This is a genomic window from Bacillus sp. BD59S, assembly GCF_007363175.1.
In the GTDB taxonomy this organism is placed as follows: Bacteria; Bacillota; Bacilli; order Bacillales; family Bacillaceae_G; genus Bacillus_A; species Bacillus_A pacificus.
Genome location: NZ_CP034686.1, coordinates 1,582,922 through 1,606,434 on the forward strand (window position 1 = coordinate 1,582,922; position 23,513 = coordinate 1,606,434).

The following is a 23,513-nucleotide window of genomic DNA, read 5'->3' on the forward strand; positions in this document are numbered from 1 at the left end:
GGTTTTTTTATTACTGTAAGTGCCAAAATATATTATTTGTTAGCAGACATATTCAATATTTTCATATGTGGGCAGTTTTCTTTTAAAAGCGCAATGAATTTTTCTTCTTCTTGTGGTATGAAAGTTGTCACAGAGTCGAATAAATTATAATGGATTTCTAATTGCTGTCTAGTCCATTTCTTTGAATGAAGTTTTTTACCAGAGTATTTAATGTGGCGAATATCTTCAAAGGGAATTTCAGTACGTAGTATGAAACCATGTTTTACGACAAGAGATGATTCCGTTACGTTGTAGTGAGAGAAATAGAATGAAGAAAGATTCACGATATTTAGCAGCATCATGAGGGTGAAAAAAATAGAATTTTCATTTTGGAAGAATAGCGAAATGAAAAAAATCATGATAAATAATGTAATAAAAATGACGTGAAATGGATTTTTTTTCGCTTTAAATTTCAAGTTAGTCACCTCGGTATACGTGTACTTTAACTAAATTAAATCATAACATCGTAATAAAACGTGTGAATATGCATAATTGCATATTCACACGTTTTATTATTCATGTAAAATTTCTTGATGGGATAAATTTAAAAGAAGTTTTGTAATAGTGGAGTGGCATGAAGTGACTTACAAGAATAGAAAGATAGTGTTAGTCATAATTAGTTGTATAATCATTATGGGTAGTTGTGCTAATAAATTTGTTGAGGATGGAAATCGAAAACATATATTTGTAGAGGTAAGTAAGGTTTTAGTAGAGACTGTAAATAGAATATATAAAAAGTAAAAGGTGTTTTCTTATACGGAAACACCTTTTTTTAGTTAAAATTGAATGCTGAAGTTTTGGAATGTATGAATACCAGTCCCGTGTTTGATTAGCTCTTTATCATTTAAATATTGAATAGCATATTTCACCTCTTTCAATATAACAGGTGAAAGGCCGAGGGTATGATGTGAACCAAAAATTTGTTTAATAGGAAAGACGTTTGTAATTTTATTTAGAGACTGAACTAGATCTACAGGATTTGTAGATGGATAAAATGCAAAAATCGTGCCCTCATAAAGTAAATCTCCCGTAAATAAAAACGCAGTTTCATAATCGTATAGGCAAATATGTCCCGGTGAGTGACCTGGGGTATGTATAATTTGAATCTTCCTATTTCCGATATCAATAATGTCTCCATCTTGTAGTAATTTTGTTGGTGTTCCTTGAAAAGGCTTGAATGTTTCAGGTTGAAATGTTTTAGGTGTAGGTAAAGTGATATCTCGAGCGATGTCATGCCTAATTTGAGTAATAGGAAGTCCTTTTATCCCGTTAATGAGCCAATCTGCTTCTAAAGCATGTACATAGATCTCTTCATATTGTGAGTGACTACCGATATGATCCCAATGGACATGTGTTGTGACAACAGTAATTGGTAAGGTTGTTAGTTGGTCAGTTATACGCTTCAGATTATCGATACCTAGTCCAGTATCAATAAGGAGTGCAATAGTATGGCCTACAAGTAAGAAGGAATGTACTTTCTCCCAATGTCCATATTCACTAATTGCATATGTATTTTGGGCAATTTGTTTAACAGTAAACCAAGGGTCGTCCAGAATAGTCATGTTTTGTTTCACATCCTATCGTAATTCATATATTAAATACATTCGCTTTTTGTTGCTTTATGTCCTTTTTAAAGAATATCCAATAGACGTTTTTATAAAAGTTTATAAAATAGGTAAACGAAACATTGAAAAGTTTGTTTTTGTTATGTTAAGATGATGAAGTGATAATAAACGTTATTAAGATTTGTCTATTTTAAAATAAACATTTTAAAGGAGTGTTTAGTATGAGTGATATTTCAGAGAAGTTTTGGGACGCTTCAGTTGAGGAGTTGAAGAAAGGGTATGTATTTGAAGCGGAAGCAGAGGAATATATTTGTTTAGCTTGTGGAGAAGCGTTTATAAAGGGTGTTATTTATCAAGATAATCAAGTTTTGTATGAAGCAGAAAAGTTTGTACAATTGCATGTGCAAAACGAACATACGTCGATGTTTGATTATTTATTAAACCTAGATAAGAAGTATACGGGTTTAACTGATTTGCAAAAGAAGATGGTTCAGTTTTTCCATATGGGGCTGAATGATAAAGAGATTGTAAAAGAGATGGATGGCGGAAGTACTTCAACTATCCGCAATCATCGGTTTACCCTTCGAGAGAAAATGAAGCAAGCGAAAGTGTTTTTGGCGTTAATGGAACTTTCAGAAGAAAAATCAAAAGTACAAACGAAATTTGTACCCATTCATAGAACAGCAACGATGGTAGATGATCGCTACAATATTACAGAAGAAGAAAATGATGAAGTGTTAAAAACGCATTTTACAGAGGGATTAGATGGACCGCTTTCTAAATTTCCAAAAAAGCAAAAGCGTAAATTAATTATATTACGTCATTTAGTGACGAAGTTTGATAGTAATAAAAAGTACACTGAAAAAGAAGTAAATGCTATTATAGAAAGCGTATATCCGGATTTTGTAACTTTGAGAAGATATTTAATCGAATACGGGTTTTTAGATAGAACAGCTGATGGAAGCCAATATTGGGTGAAGTTATAATAACATAGAAAAGAATATGAATAGAAGCACACCATTACAACAAATATACAAAAAGAGGGAAGTTGAAAAACAGATTTTTAATAAAAGGAGACATGAAATTTGAAACCACCTACAAATAACAATAAAGAAGGTGCGGAGTCACATAAGTTAGAAAGTGAGAGTAAACCGATTTGGAAATCGATGTCCATGTTTTTAGTACCGTTACTATTAAGTAATGTACTACAATCAGTTGGACAATTATTCGGTATGGTAGTAGTAGGAAGGTGGCTTGGAGTGAATGATTTAGCGGCTATATCGGCATTCTTCCCATTATTTTTCTTACTTGTTTCATTCGTAATTGGTATTGGTTCAGGGAGTTCCATTTTAATTGGTCAGGCGTTTGGTGCAAAAAACGAAGATCGTTTAAAAGCGATTGTTGGTACGACGCTAACATTTACCTTTATTATTGGAGTTGTGTTAGCGATAGTAGGTAGTATTTTTGCAATGGATATTATGCGCCTTATGGGGACGCCAGAAAATATTGTTGAAATAAGTGTACATTATGCACGTATTTTATTTATATCGATGCCAATCTTATTTTTATATTTCGCATACACAACGTTTATGAGAGGTACAGGAGATTCTAAAACGCCATTTTACTTTTTAATTGTAAGTACAGCGCTAAATATGATCTTATTACCAATCCTTATTTTTGGGTGGTTAGGTGCTCCAAAATTAGATGTGTATGGAGCAGCATATGCTTCTGTTATATCTACAGTTATTACGTTTATTGTCATGTTAGTGTATTTAAAGAAGAAAAATCACCCGCTACAATTAGATAGTACGGTAAGGAAATATCTTCGAATGGATTGGGGTTTATTAAAGTTATTACTACGACTCGGTATTCCAGCAAGTATTAATATGATATTAGTTTCATTATCAGAAATTGCGGTAATCGCGTTTGTAAATCGTTACGGTTCGGATGCAACAGCAGCTTATGGCGTTGTGAACCAAGTTGCAAGTTATGTACAAATGCCAGCCGTTAGTCTTGGTATTACAGTCTCCATTTTTGCTGCACAATCAATTGGTGCGAATCAATTTGATCGATTGCAGAAAGTTGTGAAGGCCGGAATTATTATGAACTACGTCATCGGTGGTGTGCTAATATCTCTCATTTACTTGTTCTCAAGAGACATTCTAGCACTATTTTTAACGAGTCAAACTACAATTGAAATTGCTCATAGCCTAGTTATGATCACATTATGGAGTTATTTAATTTTCGGTCATGCGCAAATTATTAGTGCGACAATGCGAGCAAGCGGTACAGTATTATGGCCAACTGTTATTGGCGTCGTATCAATTTGGCTTGTTGAAGTACCTGTAGCGTATTACCTTTCTTACCATACAAGTCTTGGCATAGAAGGGATATGGATTGGATACCCAGCAGCATTTATTGTCAGCTTAATTTTACAGTATGCATATTATAAGCTTTCATGGCAGAAGAAACGAATTACACGATTAGTGAGTTAAACACAAAAAATGCCCCTAAGTTATTATACTTAGGGGCATTTTTGTAAAGGGATGTTTATCCCGCATTAACGGGCAGTAAGACTCCTACCTCAAAATTCGGCTGGAGCAAAGAAGTTAGGTGGGAGATCAACTGCCCGTGGATGCCCGATTGGTTCAACTAATAATCAGTGGGGATGAACAAAACCCCCACTGATTAAAGTTTCACTTTATAAATAGCTTTTTAAAGTAATATCAAAATGTTGTCTAATGAGTTTATTATCACTCATGTAAAACTCCCACGCTTTTTCTGGTTCACCGATAATTTCAAAAGATTCTTCTGTAATATATAAGGCGCAATTATCCTCTAGTGCAATGCCTTCTATATTACCTTGATGATTTTGTAAAAAGGAATGGAAGGCGTTCATTCTATTTAATTGATTATAATGTGGACAAAACCTTTTGTTCACAATTCCCCAGCCGTTACTCTCTATATAACCAGAACCTTCATAATCTGAGCGGATACTAGATGTGAACCAACACATAGCACCAGCGCTACACCCTGCAATGAGCGTTCCTTGCTGCAGAGCCAATAGTAATTTTTCATCGAGCTTATGTTCTTTCCATTCTGTAATCATTTGAATATAGTTCCCGCCACCGAGATAAATTAAATCAGCAGACTGAATCATTTCGTCTATTTCATATTTTGAAGGTGTATCGGCTATAATACGTAAAATTTGTACTTCACAGTGTAATTGTTTTTCGAATGTGTCTAAAAATAATTTTATATAGCTTTCATCATCATGACTAGCTGTAGGAATGAATAATACTTTCGGATACTGTTTATTTGTTAATTCTATAAGTCGCTCATTAATAGGCGAGTGATTTGAATCTTGTAAATCACCGCCACCAATGACAGCTAATTTCATAGTAAAGCACCACCTAATCATTTTCGTTATATAAAAATTCGATAGAAGAGAGTTACATTCCTTCTCTTACGTAATGAATAAGTAGAAAATGGGGTTTAAATATATTGGAATAATAAAGGTGATAGTGGCTATATAGGAAAATGAATTAGAAACAGTTTATCCCGCAATAACGGGCAGTAAGACCCCCATCTCAAAATTCAGCGGAAGCAAAGAAGTTAGGTGGAGGATGAACAAAGCCCCTACTGATTAAAGGTTCACTTTATTGTTATATAATGCTTCTTACTATTGTTTCAAAAAATGGAAACAATATGTTTAAATAGATATAACGAAGCATGAATTCATATTGAATGAGTGCTTATCCTTTAAAAAAGAATTGGAAATAATAGAGATTTTACAAATGAGTTTTTACTTTTAATAGGAAGTTGTATTACAATATGGTAAAATTATTTCCAAAGAGGGAGCGTGAAAAAAGTGGATTTTCGATTTGAATTTACAACGAAGGTGAAAGAATACTTGGATGATGAGAAGGATGAAAAAATAATAAAAGATGGACATAGAGATATCATTTTTCAATATTTATATCCACTAGAGAGTGAAATTGGTATTTATAAAAATCCTAACTTTACTTTTTTTGCATCAGGAAGACGCTCGCATATCGTATTAGAAAACATTGAATTTAAAACAGAGGTAAATGTAAAAAGTAACATCATTGAAATTACAAAAATAGTGGATAATGTCGTTATTCCGTTAGATACTATAGTAGCGAAAGATCGGGAATTATTTGCACTAGGGCGCAATGAGAAGTTTAGTGTGCAAATATTAGAGCAGTATCTGTTTGAAACATTTGGAGAAAAGTTAGGTTTACAGTGAATGGGATTTGGGAGTGAATTTTAGTGTATAGCATTCATAATTGACCTTTTATTTCATTTATACTACAATTCGTAGTGTGAAAGGAGCTATACGATGTTTACTCAAAACTATAAGCTAAATGAACAAGGGTTAAACCATTTCTTTGGACCGCTTGAAGCAAAGATTATGGAGATTGTTTGGTCTAGTGAGGGTATTACGATTAAAGAAGTACAGCAGAAATTAAGTGAAGAATCACCTGTAAATTTTAATACTGTAATGACAGTTATGAACAGGTTAGTAGAGAAATTACACTTAGAAAAGCAGACTATGAAAAGAAGTGGAATATATCGTGCTGTACAAACAAAAGATGAATTCTTATCCAATCAAACGAAGAAAATGACACAGGAATTGATGGGGGAATTTGGTGATTTAGTTGTAAATCATATGCTAGATGAATTAGAGCAAGTTGATCCGACTTTAATAAAAAAGTTAGAAGATAAATTGAGTCAGTTAAAAAAAGAGGATTAATGAAATGAAATGGCAAATGCGTAAAATCGTATTGTTAGCAGTCATTGTTAGTTCCCTCTTTTTTAGTATGTTAGTGTATTACGTTACATATCCATTTCTGTTTCAAAATAAGGCGTTCTTTCTTTCGAATTTTTGCTTGTTTCAGTTAGAAAAACATATGAAAGAATTATCATTCATTCGTATTATAATCGCTGGATTTCTACTACTTACTGTGTTTATCGTGTGCAAAAGAATGTGGCGACAATTTTTTGATACTAAAAGATTACAAAAAGTACTTATTCCCTTCGTTCGAAAAGGAAAACAAATATATATATTGCCGACTGCGGAAGTTGCGGCATTTACAATTGGGTTATTTCGTCCGAAAGTTGTCATGTCAGAAGGGATGCTTCAAACTTTTTCAGATGAAGAAATGGATGCGATTATTTTTCATGAAGAATATCATCAAAACAATCGAGACCCATTAAAATTATTTTGTTTTACGTTATTAGCAGAAGGAATGATATACATCCCGATATTAAAAGGGTTATTGCAGCGCTATCATGTGTATCAAGAGTTAGCTGCAGATAAGTATGCAATGCGGAAAATGAAATCTAAATTCGAGTTAGGAAGCGCATTATTAAAATTAATTAAAATAAAGACAATGGAAAATCGATGTGTGACAGCTTCATTTGCAAAAACAGCAATCAATTTACGAATCGAGCAAGTGTTACATGAAAAAGTTGTTAAGCTCAATATGCCGTTACATACAAATTCGGTATATGTAACAGTAGGTTTATTTTGTATGTCGGTTGTACTGATTGTCGGAGAGTGCATATAGCCTCTTTTTTTAAGTATTAACACTACTTGATGTAGTGTATTTAGGAGGAAGAAAAGTGAAGAAGCTAATTGCGATAATACTGGCCGGAGCACTAATTTGGGCCGGAGTGAACTTTTATAATACAAAGAAAGAAGAAAAGGAAAGAAAAGAAAAACAAGCGGAGTTACAAAAAACAGAAGTATTACCACAAGTAGGATTTAAAGCACCAGACATAACATTAAAAGGATTAGACGGGAAGCTATATTCGTTACATGATGCAAAAGGAAAACCGTATCTTATTAATTTTTGGGCATCATGGTGTGGTCCATGTGAAATGGAGGCACCTGACTTAGTTCGTATGTATGATAAATATAAAAAGGATGTTGAAATCTTTGCGGTAAATGCAACAATAGGAGATCCAGTGCAAGAAGCGAGCGCTTTTGCGGATCGTCATGGATTTAAGTTTCCTGTTTTACTAGATATGGACGGAGTAGCTGGATTAGATTATAAAGTATTTTCTTTACCAACGACGTTTTTTGTTAATAAAGATGGAATTATTGTAGAGCAAGTACGAGGCGTATTACCTCCAGATCAATTAGAAGAGAAATTTAAGAAATTAATTGAGAGTTAAAGAGGGGATTTTGTATTAATGGAGTGGATCGTGAGGTTACAACCTGTATCTCTTATAATTGGAAGTCTATTTGGATTTATATTGATGAAACGAAAGATGAAGAACGAAAGTGTACCATATGAAAAAATGATGGATGTAGTAACAAATGCTTTTCTAATCATTGTATTTGTATGGAAATTTGCACCGGCAATTATAAATCCAGTATGGGCTTTTAAATCGCCATTGCAAGCATTATTAGCTATAGGAAGTATGAAACATATTATAGTAGGATGTATAATTGCGAGTGTATACATTGTTTGGAAAAGTAAAAAGGAGCAATTTTCGCTTCGTATTTTACTTGATGCATTGCCTATTGGGTTTTGTATGAGTATTATTTTTTATTTTCTATTCCACCACAAAATAGGTGTACAAACGACACTGCCTTGGGGTGTGAAAATATATGAATCTAAATTTATATATCATCCCATTTTCGTATATGAGATCATCCTTGGTCTTTGTATACTGGGCTTGTTATGGATGAAAAATGAAAGACTCGGAAATGGAAAGAATATAAGTGTTTTTCTAATAGTTGAGGGGTTTGCTCATATTATTATTTCGCTTATTAGTGAACAAAATTCGGTTTTATTTGGTTTATCGATGCAGCAAATATTCAGTTTTTTTGTTATGAGTTTAGGAATTTTGTTCGTGCCGAAAAGATAAAAATAGCCATGTACGGAGGAATCCGCACGTGGCTATTTTTATTACATCTATTAAAAAATTGGCGGAGTAACAGAAAATAAGACAATCGCATTTTTCTCAAATTGATTTACCCATTTATGTTTTAAATAAGCGGGTATTTTTACGCTATCACCCGTTTCCAATATGTATTCTTCTTCATTTAAATGTAATGTGATTTTTCCTTCTAATACAAATGCTAATTCTTCACCTTTATGTTCTAGTACATTTTCTGATGAAGCTGTATTCGGCGGGACGGTCATAATCGCTGTTGCTAAATTTCCTGTGAAATCAGGTGATAGCATTTCATATGATAAATTATCGATAATCATTTTTTTTCGTTTATGAGAACGTACAATTAAATCGTCTGTATTTGTATCTTCCAGTAAAAAGCTAAATGTTGGAACATCTAACGCTTTAGCGAGTACTTTTAATGTTTGGATAGAAGGGTTAGCAGATCCGCGTTCAATTTGACTTAACATAGATGGCGTAATATTGGCCATCTTTGCTAGCTCTTTACTCGTTAAACCTTTTTCTTTTCTTTGTTTTTCAATTTTTTTACCAATATCTATATTTTCCATATTGAAAATCTCCTTAATAATAATTAAATTATATTTAAATAAATTAAATTAAAATTAACTAAAATGAATAATTTGTGTTAAACTATATTAAAATTAATTTAATTATAATTTATTAAATCGTAAGCTACAAGGTGATGAGGAGGAAGAAGAATGAAAGAAATAGAGAAATTAAAAGAGGAATATCCACTATTAAATAAATTAATTGAAACAGAAGAAGTGTTTTGGGTGAATCCGAACATGGAAAAGTATGAAACGGCAATAAAAGATTCACCACTTAATGAAGAAGATGTAAAAGATGCGGAGGAGAGGTTAAAGCGTTTTGCACCATATATTGCGAAAGTTTTTCCTGAAACGAAAGAGACTGAAGGCATAATTGAATCGCCTTTAGTGAAAATCCCTTCAATGAAACAAGCTTTAGAGAAACATTACGAGCAACCTATTTTAGGAGAATTATTATTAAAATGTGATAGTCATCTTCCGATATCAGGATCAATTAAAGCTAGAGGTGGTATTTATGAAGTGCTGAAGCATGCTGAACAATTAGCTTTGCAGCATGGTATGTTAACAGTAGAAGATGATTATTCCATTTTAGATAGTGATACATGTAGAGAGTTTTTTGCAACATATTCTATTGCGGTAGGTTCGACAGGAAACTTAGGATTAAGTATTGGGATTATGAGTGCGAAGTTAGGTTTTAACGTAACGGTTCATATGTCAGCAGACGCGAAACAATGGAAAAAAGATTTGTTAAGAAGTAAAGGTGTAAACGTGATTGAATATGAGGCTGATTATAGTAAAGCAGTAGAAGAAGGAAGAAGGCAAGCGGATGCTGATCCTAGCTGTTATTTTGTCGATGATGAAAACTCGCATGATTTGTTTTTAGGATATGCAGTCGCAGCATCACGATTACAAAAGCAATTAGAAGAGTTAGAGGTTGTAGTAGATAAAGATCATCCTTTATTTGTTTACCTTCCGTGTGGAGTAGGAGGAGGACCTGGCGGAGTAGCATTCGGTTTAAAGTTATTGTATAAAGACAATGTTCATTGTTTCTTTGCAGAGCCAACACATTCTCCTTGTATGTTACTCGGCTTAATGACAGGCCTTCATGACAAAATTGCTGTTCAAGATATCGGAATTGATAATGTAACAGATGCAGATGGACTTGCGGTAGGAAGGCCATCTGGATTTGTCGGTAAAACGATGGAACCATTTTTGAGTGGAAATTACACAGTAAGTGATGAAGCGTTATATAGATTGTTAAAAGAACTAGCTGATACGGAGAATATTGATTTAGAGCCTTCTGCACTAGCAGGTATGATAGGCCCAGTGAAAATATGTAAAGAAGATGAGTATTTACAAAAGCACCAGTTAACAGAGAAGTTGAAAAAAGGTACTCATATTGTGTGGGGAACGGGTGGAAGTATGGTTCCTAAAGATGTAATGGATGAATATTATAGGAAAGGTTTGGAATTAACGATATAAGAAAAATGAGGCTAGTTGTAGCCTCATTTTTTCATGTACATAAAAATCTTTGTTATTTTCACAATAGTTCTTTATAGTATATATAAAGGATAAATAATATGGAATAAATACAACAAAAAAGCTTTATTTTACATAATAAGAGGATGTGTATACGATGTCATTACAGACTAAATATATAGCGGGTATTTCGCTTGGGATTATGGGTATCGGCTTTGCGGCTTCTATCCCTTTTCAAGGAACGGTAGCAGGAGAGATTATACAAGGGGGATTTGAAGCTGGATTGGTTGGTGGACTTGCGGATTGGTTCGCAGTTACAGCATTATTCCGTCACCCGATGGGAATTCCAATTCCGCATACAGCTTTGTTACCTAAAAACCGAAAGAGAGTAACGAAAGGGCTCATTCATACGTTAGAAAATGAGTGGCTGACGAAAGAAAGTATTACAAATAAAGTAAAAGAGATGCAGCTAGCACAAATGGTGCTGCAAATTGCTGAGAGAGAAATGCAGTCTGATGCTGTGAAAAAGGGGATTGTAACGATTGCTGAGAAAGCAATTGTTTCAATAGATACAGAAAAGTTAGCTGTTATTATTGAAAAAGAATTAAAAACGTATTTGCATACAATTAATACAAGTAACATATTGCAAGTGCTTGTTGATCAATTAGTTGTGCAAGAATATGATGAAAAGACACTTGATTACATATTAGTAAAAGTGAAAGATTGGACAGCGCAAGATGAAGCGCGTTATCAGCTCGGAAGCTTAGGTATGAAGGCGATGGAAAATATAAAAGTGGATGGATTCTTGCAGTTTACTTTGAAATCATTTATGAATATTGTAGATGAAGATAAAATTGGCGGTATTTTGCAGAAATTTATCATTAGCAATATTAACAGCTTACAAGATGCAGATAATAGCACGAGACAACTTATATTAGCGAAAATTCGTCAAGAAATTATAAATGTAAAAGAAAATGAAGCGTTACTACAAGAATTAGAAAATTGGAAAGAAAAATGGATTGCTAATTGGAATGCTACTGACAAAATAAAAGAGATGCTGGAGCAAGTACAACAAAGAGCAGTTGTCTTTGTAAATAACGAAGAATTTGCGGATAAGTATGTTATCCCATTTTTACAAACACAAATGAATAAAATAAAAGAGGATGAACAGACTGTTCAAAAAATAGAAGAATGGTTACAAAAACAAGTTGTGAAGCTTGTTGAAAATAACCATTCGAAAATCGGAAAACTTGTACAAGAAAACCTTGATAAGTTAGATGATAAAACGTTAATTGAAATGATTGAAAATAACGTTGGTAAAGATTTGCAGTGGATCCGAGTAAACGGAGCTGTCTGCGGATTTATGATTGGATTAGTATTAGAAGGAATTAAAGCGATTATATGAGAAAAACCTTCCGCAATTGCGGAAGGTTTTTCTTATTTTTCAATAACGCTCATATTTAAATTATAAGCTTTCTCAATATTTAACTTGTACGTGCCATTTCCAGTTTTAATTGAATTTTTATACCAATGTTCTTGGTTGTTTAATTCTGGATGCTCTTCTGAAGAAGTATTTTCTTTTTTCGTTACATCTTCTACTTGTTCCCAAGGTGTGCTTCCCTGTGTTTCTTTTTGATTCGTTACTGCTGTTAAAGATACATCACTCTCTTTTGCAAGATGGACAGACACTCTTGAGCTTTCTTGTACAAACCAATTATTTTGTAATTGACCTGGATAAAGAGATAGTTCGTTATTTGAAGCACGGATTTCCACATTTTTATTTTTCGGAAGAACAAGCGTTGGTTTCACTTGTGGTGCCGAATTCCATAACGTATGTTGAACGGGTAATGATTTTAATGTTACGTACATCGTTTCCCCAGTTGTTTGAACCGAAAGGAAATCTTCTTGTTTTAAATTGAGTTTTTCATTAGCTTTCGTCGTCATTTCATATGTTCCAAGAAGGTGAATTTGATTTGTATCATTGCCCTCTATTGTTAGAGGATGATGCCCTGCATCCACTACAATTTTTTTGATAGATTCAGGTATATCAAGTTGTCCACCTGGAATATTACTCGTTTGGCGAGTGGTATGCATAGAATAACGAACTTCATCTAGTAATCCAGTTGATAATAAACAGTAAAAAGCAATGCCAACACTTCCTAAAACACCGATAAAGAAAATACTAAAAATATCATATTTAATAAATGATTGTTCCTTCTTAGAAAATAGAAGGTAAAGTAAGATTTCCACGCCAAGTATAATAAGTAAAACAGGCCACCATGCTGTTAAAGAATCTAATGCTTGCGTGCCTTTTATAACTGAAAATAGTAAGAAGCAACCTAATGCAATAATAGAAAGCCCCATTGAAAATGTTCCAACGCGCCATGTTCTCATTCTTTCGTACCACCTTTATTTTCTTTATTTCCAAGTAACAATTTAAAGCCGCCACCAATTAAGAGGAGTGCAACGATAGATGTTTGGAAATAGCGATAATACAGCTCGCTAAGATGAATGTTAAATATAGTTGCAAAGTAATCATTCAAAATAGGAAGGACTGTTTGATCTAATAAATAATAACCACCGAGTGCAATTAACCCAATACCGATCCATCTTTGATGATTGATAAAATAATCAATGATAGGTTCGTCATTTACACGTTCTTTTCCATACTTTGCAGTTTGTTGTAAAGCGTCAAAAAAGCTATAGAACCAAATGATCGGTACTAAAAATAAAAACGCTGAAAGTCTTAATAAGTCGAGTAAATATATGGAAAGTAAAAAGGCTGCCATAAGCTGAAGACCGCGGCGCTGCAAGCCTAAATACATATGTCCTGCTCCAGGAAACATCGCTAAAATAGAAGCGAATGTTTTACTTTTCTTTCCTTGCTCACGGTGCTCTTCAAAATCTTCAAAAATAGTGCGGTCAACTAATTGCTCACCACGTTCTTTTTTCTGGAGTTGCTGAACAACATCGAAGAAATTGTAAATCCATAAAACAGGTAATGTAATAAGGAAGATAAGAAAACTTTCTTGCGATGTTAAAAGTGCAACGAAAATAATCATACTTCCGATTCCTGTACAAGCTACTAAAAATGTAAGTCCACGTTGCATAAGCCCTAATTGAAAATGACCAAGTCCAGGGATGATGGAAAGAAGAATGATATAAAATCGTTCGCTCTCTTTAGAGGACTCTGTCAATTCTCCGGTTGCTTGTTTTTTCGATTGGTTAATAATCGTGATAACTAAATCTAATAAGTTGACCACCCATAACACGGCTAGTAAAAATAGAGAAAGAAAAGCAATATCACGCGCTCCCAATGCTATTGTACAAAATACTGCAAAGATAAATAGAAATACAGCCCCTCCGCTATATAAAATAAACCGTCCAAATTTCTTTAAATATAAATGTCCAAGCCCGGGAATTAGCCCTAATACAAGTGCTAAAAAGGGATTTTTATTCATGCTTTGAACCTCCGTCCTTTTTGGATGTGTCTACCGATTTGTTTACAATTTGTTGTGAGATAGAAGACTTGTTATGTTTTGAAGATTTCTCGAAATTTGATGTCGCTGTGAAAATATATTGGAATAAACCACTTACCATAAAAATAATTGTAGCCGCAGTCGCAATTATGTAGTGAACGATGGTGCGCTTTAGTGAGTTTGTTTTTATATTTTCATTAGGTTGTAGCGTTTCAAAATTAATTTGCGTCATAACTTCGTTCGTAAATGAATCATCATTTATCATTGGAAGGTTTTCCTGTTGTTCATCAATACTTTCCATATAAAGTGCTAAACAATGATCACATTCATAAAGATGTTCTTCCATAGATTCACGTTCATTGCTTTCTATAACATCTAATGTATAATTGCGCCAATCTTCTTTTGAATAATGCATCATAGAAACTCTTCCTCCTTCCAATGTTTTTTAATCCATTTTCTTGCCCGATACAGTTTCATTTCGACTGTTTTCACTTCGATGTTTTCCTGTAAAGCAATTTCTTGATAACTTTTTTCTTCTAAGTAATGTGCGAGAACGACGTCACGGTAATTTTCGGGAAGTTCTCTCAGTTTTTGAGCAATGAGTAATTTTTGCTCTTTCGTCAATAATAAAGCCTCGATATTATGAGAGGATTTTATATTTTCCTCAGTTTCTTTACATAAGGATAGCTCTTCGTTTTCTCTAGCTTTTTTTCTCTTATAATCAATAGCGTGATTGGTGGCAATACGCGCCATCCACGTTTTTAATCCACGAAATTGATAATTTGGGAGAGAGGCGTGAATTTTTACGAATACTTCTTGTGTAACATCTTTTGCATCTTCTTCATGCCTTAAAATAGAAAAGATAACTTGAAAAATATAATGACGATATGTTTGCACAAGGATACGAAAAGCATGTTCGCTTCCTTGTTGTGCTTTTTCAATTAATTGTTTTTCCTCAATCGGTCTCTCCCTCCTTTTTGACGCATTCTATTATATAGACGTAAAGAATGATAAGTCACCCTACACATTTTGTAAAAAAAGAATAATATATTTTTTGCAGGAGAACTAGATGAAAAAAAGGTGTGAAAAAATGGTAAAGAGAAGTATATAATGAGCAAGTAGGAAATGTTACCGGGAGAAAGGATGTGAATGTTAGTAGGGGAAGTTCCATACTAACAAACATGAAAATTAAAATATTAATAGCAGATGATAATTCTTTTATTAGAGAAGGCATGAAAATTATTTTAAATACATATGAAGAGTTTGAAGTAGTAGATACAGTAAATGACGGAAAAGAAGCAGTGGAATATTGCAAAAAGAACGACGTTGATATCGCTCTTTTAGATGTTCGTATGCCGAACATGAACGGGGTAGAGGCGACGAAATTTATTTGTGAAGAGACGAAAACGAAGCCGCTTATTTTAACGACGTTTGATGATGATGAATATATTTTGGATGCAGTAAAAAACGGAGCGAAAGGTTATTTATTAAAAAATAATGATCCAGAGCGTATTCGTGATGCGATAAAAGGAGTATATAACGGGCAAACAGTTATGCAAGATGTCGTTCTCGATAAAATTAAGTCTAATTTAATGGAAAGTAAGGAGGAAGAATGTAAAATAGATACAAGTCTTTTTACAGAAAGAGAGCTGAGTATTATCGCATTAATTGCAAAAGGCTTTTCGAATAAAGAAATCTCGAAGCAACTTTTCATATCAGAAGGAACAATTGCAAATTATATTACATCAGTTTTAGGGAAAACTGGACTTGAACATCGTACACAAATCGCGATTTATTATTTGACAGGGAAAGTAGATTAAAGATATGGAATTTTGGTTAATTGTAAGTAAATTAATTGTCTTTATATATATTGTGTTTAGTTACATTTATTTAAATGTAGAGAACTTACCATGGATTATATTTACTTTGCTTTTATATCTTTCTGTAAACGTGCTGATTTCTATATTTAAAAAAGCTACGTACAAAAACATATTAACTTGCGTATCAATTGGTCTAGTTATGTTATTTACATGGAAGATTCATTCGTTCTTTATTTTGTTTTTACCATTGAACTTATATGAAATTATATTCCGTTATATAGAGAAGAAATGGCAGCTATTTATCATTATGATGATTCCTATTATTTTTACAAATGAAAGCATTCGAATGACATACGGATTAATTGTTGCATTTTCTTTCCTCGTATTAATTATGGCAGAACGGTATATATCGCGCGTATTAAAGCTTGAATCACAAAATGATAAGATGCGAAAAGATATGCAGCGATTGACGAAAAGCTTACATGAAAATAAAGAGTACATAAGGCAATCAGAATACACATTTAAGTTAGAAGAGAGAAATCGACTTTCTCAAGAAATTCATGATAAAATTGGCCACTCGATGACAGGTGCACTTATTCAAATGGAAGCAGCAAAGAGGTTAATGGAGATAGATAAAGAAAAATCAGCCGAGTTATTACAAAATGCAATTCATATTTCAATAGACGGAATTGAAAGTATTCGGGTGACATTAAAAAATATGAAACCACCAACAGAGCAAATTGGCATTCATCGTATGAAATTATTCATAGAGGAATTTGCCAGTAAGCATGATATAAATATTCCTTTCGTATATAAAGGGAATTTAGATATGATTTCACCGATTCAGTGGAAGATTATCGGTGAAAATGTTACGGAGACATTAACAAATGCGATGAAATATGCTGATGCGACAGTTATTTCAATCGATATTCATGTACTTAACAAGATGGTGAAAGTACAAGTGAAGGATAATGGCAAAGGTGAAGTACTTGTTAAAAAAGGTCTCGGGATTATGGGGATGGAGGAACGAACGGCATCTGTAAATGGTAAAATTATTGTAGATGGGACAAGTGGTTTTTCAGTAACAATGTTGCTGCCGATATGAGGATGAATCATCTCATATGAAAAAAGTGAATAATCTCATGTGAAAAGAATGAACTTCTGCACTGAGCAGGTTCATTCTTTTTGTTTATACTAAAAGCAGAGAAACCGAAATAGGGGTGAAACGATGAATACTTTAGAAATTAAAAATTTAACGAAAAAATTTGGTGATTTCATCGCAGTTGATAATATGTCTTTATCTATTAAAGAAGGAGAAATATTTGGCTTTTTAGGATCGAATGGTGCTGGTAAGAGTACGACAATCAACATGATTGCTGGTTTGTTAAGAAGTAATGAAGGTGAAATTAGCATACTAGGAAAAAATATAAAGAAACATAATCGATTTGCGAAGATGAATATCGGTATCGTTCCGCAAGATATTGCGATTTATGAAGAGTTAACAGCTTATGAAAATGTGAAATTTTTTGCTGGATTGTACGGATTACGAGGAGCTGAATTAAAAGCTAGGGTCGAGGAAGCTCTTCAATTTGTAGGACTTAGCGATAAACAGAAAAGCTATCCAAAGAACTTTTCTGGTGGGATGAAGCGAAGACTGAATATCGCTTGTGCAATTGCTCATAGACCGAAGTTAATTATTATGGATGAGCCGACAGTTGGAATTGATCCCCAGTCAAGAAATTATATCCTGCAGTCTGTTCGGAAATTAAACGAAATGGGAAGTACGATTATTTATACGAGTCACTACATGGAAGAGGTAGAAGAGATTTGTACGAAAATAGCTATAGTAGATCACGGTAAAGTGATTGCAGAAGGTACGAAAGAACAGTTAAAAGCGATTATTACAGATACGAAAGATATTTGGATTGAAGTGAAGTCAGTAGAAAATTTAGATGTAGAGAAGTTAAAAGAGATAAACGGTGTGAAAGCTGTTCAAATTGAAGAGAACGTAATTAAAGTAAACTCGGATGCAGGATTAAACAATTTAAATAAAATTATTCAGCACTTCATTAATCATGATATTGAAATTCGTTCGTTAGAGGAGCAGGCTCCGAATTTAGAAACGGTATTCCTTACGTTGACTGGAAGAAACTTACGAGATAAATAAAAGGTAAAAGAAGAACAGTAAAGGGAGGTTCATCAATTGAACATCTTCAATATTGCAATTATGCATATGAAAAGAGATTTCAGAGACGTAAGAACTTTAGTTTTTATGTTAGCATTTCCAATTGTGCTTATGCTTGTATTAGGAACAGCATTAACAAACGCATTTAATAGTGATAGTCATTCGATTAAAGATATACAAGTGCTATATAAAGATGAAGCGAGTAGCACATTTTCTCAATCGTTTGCAGCATTTACAAAAGAAGTCGATAAATCAGGTATTCATTTTCAAAAAGCTTCTGAAGGTATAGATGGAAAAGAAGAAGTAAAACAAAATAAATATGCTGCTTATGTAGAACTAAAGAAAGATGGTGCGAAATTTTACGGAAGTGACAAAAGTAGTATTGAGGGAAGTATTGTGGAAGGAATGCTTACAACATTTGTTGATAAGTACAATGTAGCGGTCGAAGTTGCAAAAGTAGATCCTACTAAGTTGAGCACAGTTATTTCAAACGGAAATCATAATGATTATATAAAAGAAACATCCTTACAAGCTGCAAAAAAACCAGGTTCTATGGATTACTATGCGGTTGTAATGACAACGATGATTGCATTATATGCTGCAATGGGAGCGAGTTCTTTAATTCGAAGAGAACGAATACGTAAAACAGGAGATCGTCTCATTGCTGCACCTATAAGTAAAGCTGAAATATTCATTGGGAAAGTACTAGGTAGCCTAGTAGCAAATGCCCTGTGCATATTACTCGTCATGTTATTTAGTAAATTTGTTTTTCAAGCGAATTGGGGCAATCATCTTGGAATCATATTTCTTATTTTATTAACACAAGTCTTTCTAGCAATTAGCTTCGGTTTAGGAATCGGATATATTACAAAAACAGCTGAAGCATCAAGAGCAATTATTATGGTAGTAGTGCAATTAGCTTCTATTTTTGGTGGTGCATATTTCGTAGTAGAAGAAAATTTCGTTACGAATTTATCACCATTAACGTGGGCAAATACAGCTGTTATGAAAATTATTTATGCGAATGATGTAGGGGCAGCACTACCAGTCATTTCTTTAAACCTTGGAATATCAGCACTCTTTTTATTAATTGCAATTATTGCATTACGTAGACGGGAGGGGCTATAGTATGAAAGATATTTTATGGCTCATACAAAAAACGTTATCTGTACTTTTGAAAAATAAAAAAGGGTTATTCATTATTATTAGTTTGCCAATAATCGGAACGCTCATCTCTTTTTCGATATACGGAAATGCAGGGCAAGGAACGTTAAATATCGGGATTGTAAATAAAGAAAATGAGCCGATAGCAAACGATACGATAAAGTTTTTAGAAGGATTAAATCATGTGAATGTGAGTAAGGTTAAGGAGTCTGAAGTGGAAGATAAACTCACTTCCAAAAAACTTGATGGAGTTATTACATTAGCTTCTGGTTTTTCCAAAAGTGTTCGAGAAGGGAAACCAGATCATATTGAAATTTCATCGATTAAAGGTGATCAAGTAACAGGATTTATAAAATCATATTTATATAATTATATTGATAATATAGCAGCTATTAGTAAAGTAGCAGGAACAGATCAAAGTACATTTGATAATATGTACGCAGGGTATCAAAAAAGTTCATTTAAAATGAAAACTGAGACGCTAGAAGATACTTCGAAAAATAAAGATATGACAAATCAAACGATGGGTTATCTTATTATGTTTATGCTGTTTTCAGCAGTGAACTTATCAGGATTTATTTTAAAAGAAAAAGAGAATAGAACGTACTTTAGATTATTATCAACACCAATTGATGGAAAGAAATTTATATTATCCAATATCGCAGTAAATATGATGATATTAACATTGCAAATTGTCATTGCAGTATTATTTCTGACGAATGTTTTTCATACAAATATTAATATGCCTTTCATAGTAATGATTGGTGTGCTTATGATATTCGCTTTAATCGCAATTGGTTTATCATTAGTCATTGTGTCTTTTTCAAAAAGTTCAGCTGCTTCAAATGCAATGCAAAATTTAGTGATAGTACCAACATGTTTGCTCGCTGGATGTTATTTCCCGTACGACATTATGCCAAATGCAGTACAAAAAGTAGCTAATTTCCTTCCGCAGCGTTGGTTATTAGACACGATAGCAAAACTACAGCAAGGAATTCCATTCTCTGAGTTGTATTTAAATATTTTAATTTTATTCGCTTTTGCAATTGCATTCTTCTTAATTGCGATTTATAAATTTGGAAGAAATAATGATGCGAGAAATTTTGTTTAATGTGAAAAGGTGTGGCTTAATGCCATACCTTTTTTTTGAAATTTAGAGTATCTTTTGTAGTATAGAAATGCTTTTGTAGAGCACTTCGTTATGTGAAGCATGCACAACATATTTATTTCCCTCTAGAAGAAAAACGCTATGTAGAACAGCGTTACCGTCACCATGTTTTGTAATTAAATCACCGACGACTTTGCCGTCTGTCCATTTCAGTTTGGGATGTGAAGGGACGACTTGTAAATATTGAATTGTTTCCTCTCCATCTCCGGCAATGAGTGTCGTTTCAATATTTCTTTTTTGTATAATAAATCTATTTTCATTTAATGTATCGAGGAAAGGGTTTTTCGTTTTCATCTTACTATAAGGAAGAAATGTAATAGAAGAGCCAGATCTTATAAATAAATAATTTTCGTAATCTTTACAAGGAATAACATCTTGTAATCCTGGAAAGTAAATGTGTATCGCCTCAACTTTATTCATTTTATGTAAGATGCTTAAGTAACAAATATATTGTTCCATATAAAAATGAACGATATTTATTTTAGAAGAGGCATGGATAGGGAGACTACCTCCAGTCCAATAACTATAATTTGGTGGAGATCCAGCGTTTGGTGTGCAGAGTATTATAAGTTGATTCACATCATTTTTATATGTTGCACTTTGAACGTAAGAACGTCCAAGAAGACCGCCCATACTATGACAAATTAGATTTAGTTTATCGCAACCTGTAACCTTTTTAGCATAAGCAATCGTTTGTAATAAATATTTTTGTGTAGAAAAAACAATACGTTGCCGCCAGTCATAAAAACAGATGAACAAGTCTTTATTTCGTTCGTATCCCATACTTTCTAGCATCATGATGAATGGTTCGTAAACAAATGCAGATAGTCCAAAACTCCAATTACCAGTGCCGGGAATAATAATATTGCTCATTGAACCGAAAAGACCTGGGATAAAAACAATAGGAGTTTTTCCTTTTCTCATATTCGTATCTCCTTTAACTGTTTAGTATCAATAAAAATAAGAAATACATTTCGTATGAAAACATATTTAAATGAAACACTACGAAATAGTAAGGAATATGATTGGAAGGAAACCAAAATGATTAAAAAAATATTAAGAGTTACTTCTATTATTATTGCTATTTTCGTTTTTATTTTAATTTGGATGCATATTGACGTTACCTTAGGAAGGAAAATGGAAGCTGGTAAAAATATGCCGACAGAGTATGCTCCCCACTATAGTGATTTTCAATTATATGTAGAAGGGAAGTCGTTTTATAAACAGTTATTTACTGATATAAGAGAAGCGAAGCAATCTATCTACACGTACTTTTTTATTTTGTCAGATGATAAAAGTAGCCATACTTTTTTAAACTTATTAAAAGAAAGGGCAAAAGAAGGAGTAAATGTTTATTTATCCGTTGATCGCATTAATGATTTATCATTTGAAAGAAAGAAGATAAATGAATTGCGGGAAAGTGGTGTACATTTTACATATAGTAGAAAACCTGAATTGCCATTTGGTTTTTATTCACTGCACCATCGTAATCATCGCCGTATTACGACGATTGATGGGGAGATTGGCTATACAGGTGGTTTTAATATAGGAGATGAGTACTTAGGTAAAGATAAGAGATTTGGATATTGGCGTGACTATCATGTGCGACTTAAAGGTGAAGGAGCAAAAGATTTAGAAGAACAATTCGTTTTAGATTGGAAACGAGATACGAAAGAACATATAAAGAGAAGTACGAATAAAGCTAGTAAAGGGAACACGTTACATACGATGGTGAGTTACAATGGACATTACGTTGCTGAAAAATATGTGAAGTTAATAAACGAAGCGAGGCATTCGGTTGTCATTACGACCCCGTATTTTATAGCGAAAAATAAAGAGTTAATGAACGCTTTAATCGCGGCACAAAAACGTGGTGTTACAGTAAAAATACTTTGGTCATATAAACCAGATATCCCTCTTATTAAAGAGGCAGCATATCCTTATATTCGTCAAGCTGTTAATAATGGAATTAAAGTATATGGTTATAAAAAAGGAATGTTCCATGGCAAATTAATGGTTATTGATAATGAACTAACTGTTATTGGTACGACAAATTTTACTTCGCGAAGTTTCAATATAAATGATGAAATGAATTTGTATATTCATGGTGGTTCAATTGTAGGGCAAGTTAATGAGGCATTAACGGAGGATTTTCATGATTCAAAAGAGATGACGAAAGAATTTTTTGAAAAGTTATCATTCTGGGAGCGCTGTAAAGAGAAAATTGCGGGATTGATTGATTTTTATTTGTAAATTTTAATGAAAAAGGGGCCTTTTATAGACCCCCTTTTTTATGATTAGTAATTATTTTTCATGCACAAGCAATGAAGCATCATCATTAATCAACGTCCCCACATGTTCACCTAAGCAAATTCTTTTCATTACTCCAGGCTCATCAAAGTTAAAGACGTGTGCTGGTAAATTATAATCACGGGCAAGCAATAAAGCGGCTTGATCCATTACTTGTATGTTTTGCCTAACAATATCGTTATAGTTTAGTTTTTTGTACATTTTTGCTGCTTTATTATGTTTTGGATCACTAGTAAAGACGCCATCTACTCCTTGTTTTGCGACTAATATAGCATCACTATTCATTTCAATGGCTCTTTGAACACTTGGGTAATCTGTCGTAACGAACGGTTGCCCGTTACCACCTCCAAAAATAACGATATACCCGTTATCTAAATGGTGGACTGCACGTAGGCGAATGTATGGTTCAGCTACAGCATTAAACGGGATGGAAGTCATAACGCGCACTTCTTTATTTGTTTTACTTGTTAAAACGCCGCGTAGCATTAAGCTGTTAATGATTGTACCTAACGTACCGATATTGTCAGCTTCTACACGATCGATTCCCCATTCTTCCGCTAGATGCCCCCTAAAAATGTTACCCCCACCGATGACGATGGATACTTCGATACCTAAATCAACGATGGATAAAATTTCGTTTGCGATATGTTCTAATCGTTTGGAGTTAAAGCTATTTCCGGTTTGATCGGCAAGTGCACCGCCGCTTAATTTAATTAAGACACGTTTATATGGCCTCATAACAATTCCCCCTATATAGATCGCAATAAAAAAGGAACAAAGGCGAATGCCTTTGTTCCTTTTTAAG

General features: G+C 33.4%; 25 protein-coding genes. 15 read left to right on the plus strand and 10 right to left on the minus strand.

The features are described from left to right. Positions 1-32 precede the first annotated feature (32 nt). Both EKQ63_RS10240 and EKQ63_RS10245 read right to left on the minus strand, forming a co-directional pair. On the minus strand, positions 33-455 hold the full coding sequence (locus EKQ63_RS10240) for a PH domain-containing protein (protein WP_087994347.1): 423 nt from the start codon (positions 453-455) through the stop codon (positions 33-35). A 360-nt stretch (positions 456-815) separates the two neighbouring features. Next, a complete protein-coding gene (locus EKQ63_RS10245; protein WP_087994346.1) occupies positions 816-1,601 on the minus strand; it encodes an MBL fold metallo-hydrolase in 786 nt (261 codons plus the stop codon). A gap of 224 nt (positions 1,602-1,825) precedes the next feature. Here EKQ63_RS10245 and EKQ63_RS10250 point away from each other — a divergent pair, with 224 nt between their 5' ends. Continuing rightward, positions 1,826-2,590: a DUF2087 domain-containing protein gene (locus EKQ63_RS10250; RefSeq protein WP_014893866.1), complete on the plus strand. Its 765-nt coding sequence runs from the start codon at positions 1,826-1,828 to the stop codon at positions 2,588-2,590. 99 nt (positions 2,591-2,689) lie between these two features. After that, positions 2,690-4,099, plus strand: a complete 1,410-nt coding sequence (locus tag EKQ63_RS10255) for an MATE family efflux transporter (protein WP_087953019.1) — start codon at positions 2,690-2,692, stop codon at positions 4,097-4,099. A gap of 206 nt (positions 4,100-4,305) precedes the next feature. Here EKQ63_RS10255 and EKQ63_RS10260 read toward each other — a convergent pair whose 3' ends face one another. Beyond that, positions 4,306-5,004 carry a peptidase E gene (locus tag EKQ63_RS10260; protein ID WP_087953017.1) on the minus strand — a complete coding sequence of 233 codons (699 nt, stop codon included), beginning with the start codon at positions 5,002-5,004 and terminating at the stop codon, positions 4,306-4,308. A 471-nt stretch (positions 5,005-5,475) separates the two neighbouring features. On the opposite strand from EKQ63_RS10260, the gene EKQ63_RS10265 reads away from it, so the two are divergent. From EKQ63_RS10265 to EKQ63_RS10285, 5 genes are all read left to right on the plus strand, one after another. After that, positions 5,476-5,874 (plus strand): DUF3942 family protein, encoded by a 399-nt coding sequence (locus EKQ63_RS10265; RefSeq protein ID WP_014893865.1) that lies wholly within the window; start codon positions 5,476-5,478, stop codon positions 5,872-5,874. A gap of 93 nt (positions 5,875-5,967) precedes the next feature. After that, a complete protein-coding gene (locus tag EKQ63_RS10270; RefSeq protein WP_016717115.1) occupies positions 5,968-6,381 on the plus strand; it encodes a BlaI/MecI/CopY family transcriptional regulator in 414 nt (137 codons plus the stop codon). 4 nt (positions 6,382-6,385) lie between these two features. Then, positions 6,386-7,198 (plus strand): M56 family metallopeptidase, encoded by an 813-nt coding sequence (locus tag EKQ63_RS10275; RefSeq protein ID WP_087994343.1) that lies wholly within the window; start codon positions 6,386-6,388, stop codon positions 7,196-7,198. Positions 7,199-7,253: 55 nt separating this feature from the next. Further along, positions 7,254-7,808: a TlpA family protein disulfide reductase gene (locus EKQ63_RS10280; protein ID WP_087994342.1), complete on the plus strand. Its 555-nt coding sequence runs from the start codon at positions 7,254-7,256 to the stop codon at positions 7,806-7,808. A gap of 18 nt (positions 7,809-7,826) precedes the next feature. After that, positions 7,827-8,507 (plus strand): prolipoprotein diacylglyceryl transferase family protein, encoded by a 681-nt coding sequence (locus tag EKQ63_RS10285; RefSeq protein ID WP_087994341.1) that lies wholly within the window; start codon positions 7,827-7,829, stop codon positions 8,505-8,507. A 50-nt stretch (positions 8,508-8,557) separates the two neighbouring features. Here the strand turns inward: EKQ63_RS10285 and EKQ63_RS10290 are convergent, their stop codons facing one another. Beyond that, a complete protein-coding gene (locus EKQ63_RS10290; protein ID WP_087994340.1) occupies positions 8,558-9,103 on the minus strand; it encodes a helix-turn-helix domain-containing protein in 546 nt (181 codons plus the stop codon). 150 nt (positions 9,104-9,253) lie between these two features. Here EKQ63_RS10290 and EKQ63_RS10295 point away from each other — a divergent pair, with 150 nt between their 5' ends. Both EKQ63_RS10295 and EKQ63_RS10300 read left to right on the plus strand, forming a co-directional pair. Continuing rightward, complete coding sequence (locus tag EKQ63_RS10295; RefSeq protein ID WP_087953012.1) at positions 9,254-10,585, plus strand: D-serine ammonia-lyase; 1,332 nt, start codon at positions 9,254-9,256, stop codon at positions 10,583-10,585. Positions 10,586-10,739: 154 nt separating this feature from the next. Beyond that, positions 10,740-11,987, plus strand: a complete 1,248-nt coding sequence (locus EKQ63_RS10300; RefSeq protein WP_087994339.1) for a DUF445 domain-containing protein — start codon at positions 10,740-10,742, stop codon at positions 11,985-11,987. A 32-nt stretch (positions 11,988-12,019) separates the two neighbouring features. Here EKQ63_RS10300 and exsE read toward each other — a convergent pair whose 3' ends face one another. The 4 genes from exsE to EKQ63_RS10320 are packed head-to-tail and all read right to left on the minus strand — an operon-like array spanning position 12,020 to position 14,958. After that, positions 12,020-12,976 (minus strand): exosporium protein ExsE, encoded by a 957-nt coding sequence (gene exsE / locus EKQ63_RS10305; RefSeq protein ID WP_071722986.1) that lies wholly within the window; start codon positions 12,974-12,976, stop codon positions 12,020-12,022. Further along, positions 12,973-14,043: a hypothetical protein gene (locus tag EKQ63_RS10310; protein WP_087953010.1), complete on the minus strand. Its 1,071-nt coding sequence runs from the start codon at positions 14,041-14,043 to the stop codon at positions 12,973-12,975. Before EKQ63_RS10310 ends, exsE begins: the two co-directional genes overlap by 4 nt. Beyond that, positions 14,036-14,479 carry a hypothetical protein gene (locus EKQ63_RS10315; RefSeq protein ID WP_048551833.1) on the minus strand — a complete coding sequence of 148 codons (444 nt, stop codon included), beginning with the start codon at positions 14,477-14,479 and terminating at the stop codon, positions 14,036-14,038. The genes EKQ63_RS10310 and EKQ63_RS10315 overlap by 8 nt, the downstream gene beginning before the upstream one ends. Continuing rightward, positions 14,476-14,958, minus strand: coding sequence for an RNA polymerase sigma factor (locus EKQ63_RS10320; protein ID WP_001195471.1), 483 nt, complete (start codon positions 14,956-14,958; stop codon positions 14,476-14,478). Before EKQ63_RS10320 ends, EKQ63_RS10315 begins: the two co-directional genes overlap by 4 nt. A gap of 284 nt (positions 14,959-15,242) precedes the next feature. Between EKQ63_RS10320 and EKQ63_RS10330 the strand changes: the two genes are divergently transcribed. From EKQ63_RS10330 to EKQ63_RS10350, 5 genes are all read left to right on the plus strand, one after another. Further along, the gene (locus tag EKQ63_RS10330; RefSeq protein ID WP_071722977.1) at positions 15,243-15,881 is read left to right on the plus strand and encodes a response regulator transcription factor; all 639 of its coding nucleotides are present in this window, start codon (positions 15,243-15,245) and stop codon (positions 15,879-15,881) included. Between the two features lie 4 nt (positions 15,882-15,885). Continuing rightward, positions 15,886-16,986, plus strand: coding sequence for a sensor histidine kinase (locus EKQ63_RS10335; protein WP_143881001.1), 1,101 nt, complete (start codon positions 15,886-15,888; stop codon positions 16,984-16,986). A 123-nt stretch (positions 16,987-17,109) separates the two neighbouring features. Then, entirely contained in the window at positions 17,110-18,048 is a 939-nt protein-coding gene (locus EKQ63_RS10340) for an ABC transporter ATP-binding protein (RefSeq protein WP_087953008.1), read from the plus strand. 36 nt (positions 18,049-18,084) lie between these two features. Further along, positions 18,085-19,194 carry an ABC transporter permease gene (locus EKQ63_RS10345; protein WP_087953007.1) on the plus strand — a complete coding sequence of 370 codons (1,110 nt, stop codon included), beginning with the start codon at positions 18,085-18,087 and terminating at the stop codon, positions 19,192-19,194. A 1-nt stretch (position 19,195) separates the two neighbouring features. Then, positions 19,196-20,341 carry an ABC transporter permease gene (locus EKQ63_RS10350; RefSeq protein WP_087994336.1) on the plus strand — a complete coding sequence of 382 codons (1,146 nt, stop codon included), beginning with the start codon at positions 19,196-19,198 and terminating at the stop codon, positions 20,339-20,341. A 42-nt stretch (positions 20,342-20,383) separates the two neighbouring features. Here the strand turns inward: EKQ63_RS10350 and EKQ63_RS10355 are convergent, their stop codons facing one another. Next, on the minus strand, positions 20,384-21,322 hold the full coding sequence (locus tag EKQ63_RS10355) for an esterase/lipase family protein (protein WP_143881002.1): 939 nt from the start codon (positions 21,320-21,322) through the stop codon (positions 20,384-20,386). 117 nt (positions 21,323-21,439) lie between these two features. Here EKQ63_RS10355 and cls point away from each other — a divergent pair, with 117 nt between their 5' ends. Then, entirely contained in the window at positions 21,440-22,651 is a 1,212-nt protein-coding gene (gene cls / locus EKQ63_RS10360) for a cardiolipin synthase (protein ID WP_143881003.1), read from the plus strand. 51 nt (positions 22,652-22,702) lie between these two features. On the opposite strand, the gene pyrH is transcribed toward cls, so the two are convergent. Next, entirely contained in the window at positions 22,703-23,446 is a 744-nt protein-coding gene (gene pyrH, locus EKQ63_RS10365) for a UMP kinase (protein ID WP_001248049.1), read from the minus strand. Positions 23,447-23,513 lie beyond the last annotated feature (67 nt).

Coding starts and splice junctions, on each gene's coding strand:
- EKQ63_RS10315 (WP_048551833.1), bottom strand. CDS start 14,479: ATGATGCATTATTCAAAAGAAGATTGGCGCAATTATACATTAGATGTT.
- EKQ63_RS10355 (WP_143881002.1), bottom strand. CDS start 21,322: ATGAGAAAAGGAAAAACTCCTATTGTTTTTATCCCAGGTCTTTTCGGT.
- EKQ63_RS10285 (WP_087994341.1), top strand. CDS start 7,827: ATGGAGTGGATCGTGAGGTTACAACCTGTATCTCTTATAATTGGAAGT.
- EKQ63_RS10330 (WP_071722977.1), top strand. CDS start 15,243: ATGAAAATTAAAATATTAATAGCAGATGATAATTCTTTTATTAGAGAA.
- EKQ63_RS10245 (WP_087994346.1), bottom strand. CDS start 1,601: ATGACTATTCTGGACGACCCTTGGTTTACTGTTAAACAAATTGCCCAA.
- EKQ63_RS10260 (WP_087953017.1), bottom strand. CDS start 5,004: ATGAAATTAGCTGTCATTGGTGGCGGTGATTTACAAGATTCAAATCAC.
- EKQ63_RS10350 (WP_087994336.1), top strand. CDS start 19,196: ATGAAAGATATTTTATGGCTCATACAAAAAACGTTATCTGTACTTTTG.
- EKQ63_RS10335 (WP_143881001.1), top strand. CDS start 15,886: ATGGAATTTTGGTTAATTGTAAGTAAATTAATTGTCTTTATATATATT.
- EKQ63_RS10270 (WP_016717115.1), top strand. CDS start 5,968: ATGTTTACTCAAAACTATAAGCTAAATGAACAAGGGTTAAACCATTTC.
- EKQ63_RS10275 (WP_087994343.1), top strand. CDS start 6,386: ATGAAATGGCAAATGCGTAAAATCGTATTGTTAGCAGTCATTGTTAGT.
- cls (WP_143881003.1), top strand. CDS start 21,440: ATGATTAAAAAAATATTAAGAGTTACTTCTATTATTATTGCTATTTTC.
- exsE (WP_071722986.1), bottom strand. CDS start 12,976: ATGAGAACATGGCGCGTTGGAACATTTTCAATGGGGCTTTCTATTATT.
- EKQ63_RS10310 (WP_087953010.1), bottom strand. CDS start 14,043: ATGAATAAAAATCCCTTTTTAGCACTTGTATTAGGGCTAATTCCCGGG.
- EKQ63_RS10290 (WP_087994340.1), bottom strand. CDS start 9,103: ATGGAAAATATAGATATTGGTAAAAAAATTGAAAAACAAAGAAAAGAA.
- EKQ63_RS10340 (WP_087953008.1), top strand. CDS start 17,110: ATGAATACTTTAGAAATTAAAAATTTAACGAAAAAATTTGGTGATTTC.
- EKQ63_RS10295 (WP_087953012.1), top strand. CDS start 9,254: ATGAAAGAAATAGAGAAATTAAAAGAGGAATATCCACTATTAAATAAA.
- pyrH (WP_001248049.1), bottom strand. CDS start 23,446: ATGAGGCCATATAAACGTGTCTTAATTAAATTAAGCGGCGGTGCACTT.
- EKQ63_RS10300 (WP_087994339.1), top strand. CDS start 10,740: ATGTCATTACAGACTAAATATATAGCGGGTATTTCGCTTGGGATTATG.
- EKQ63_RS10250 (WP_014893866.1), top strand. CDS start 1,826: ATGAGTGATATTTCAGAGAAGTTTTGGGACGCTTCAGTTGAGGAGTTG.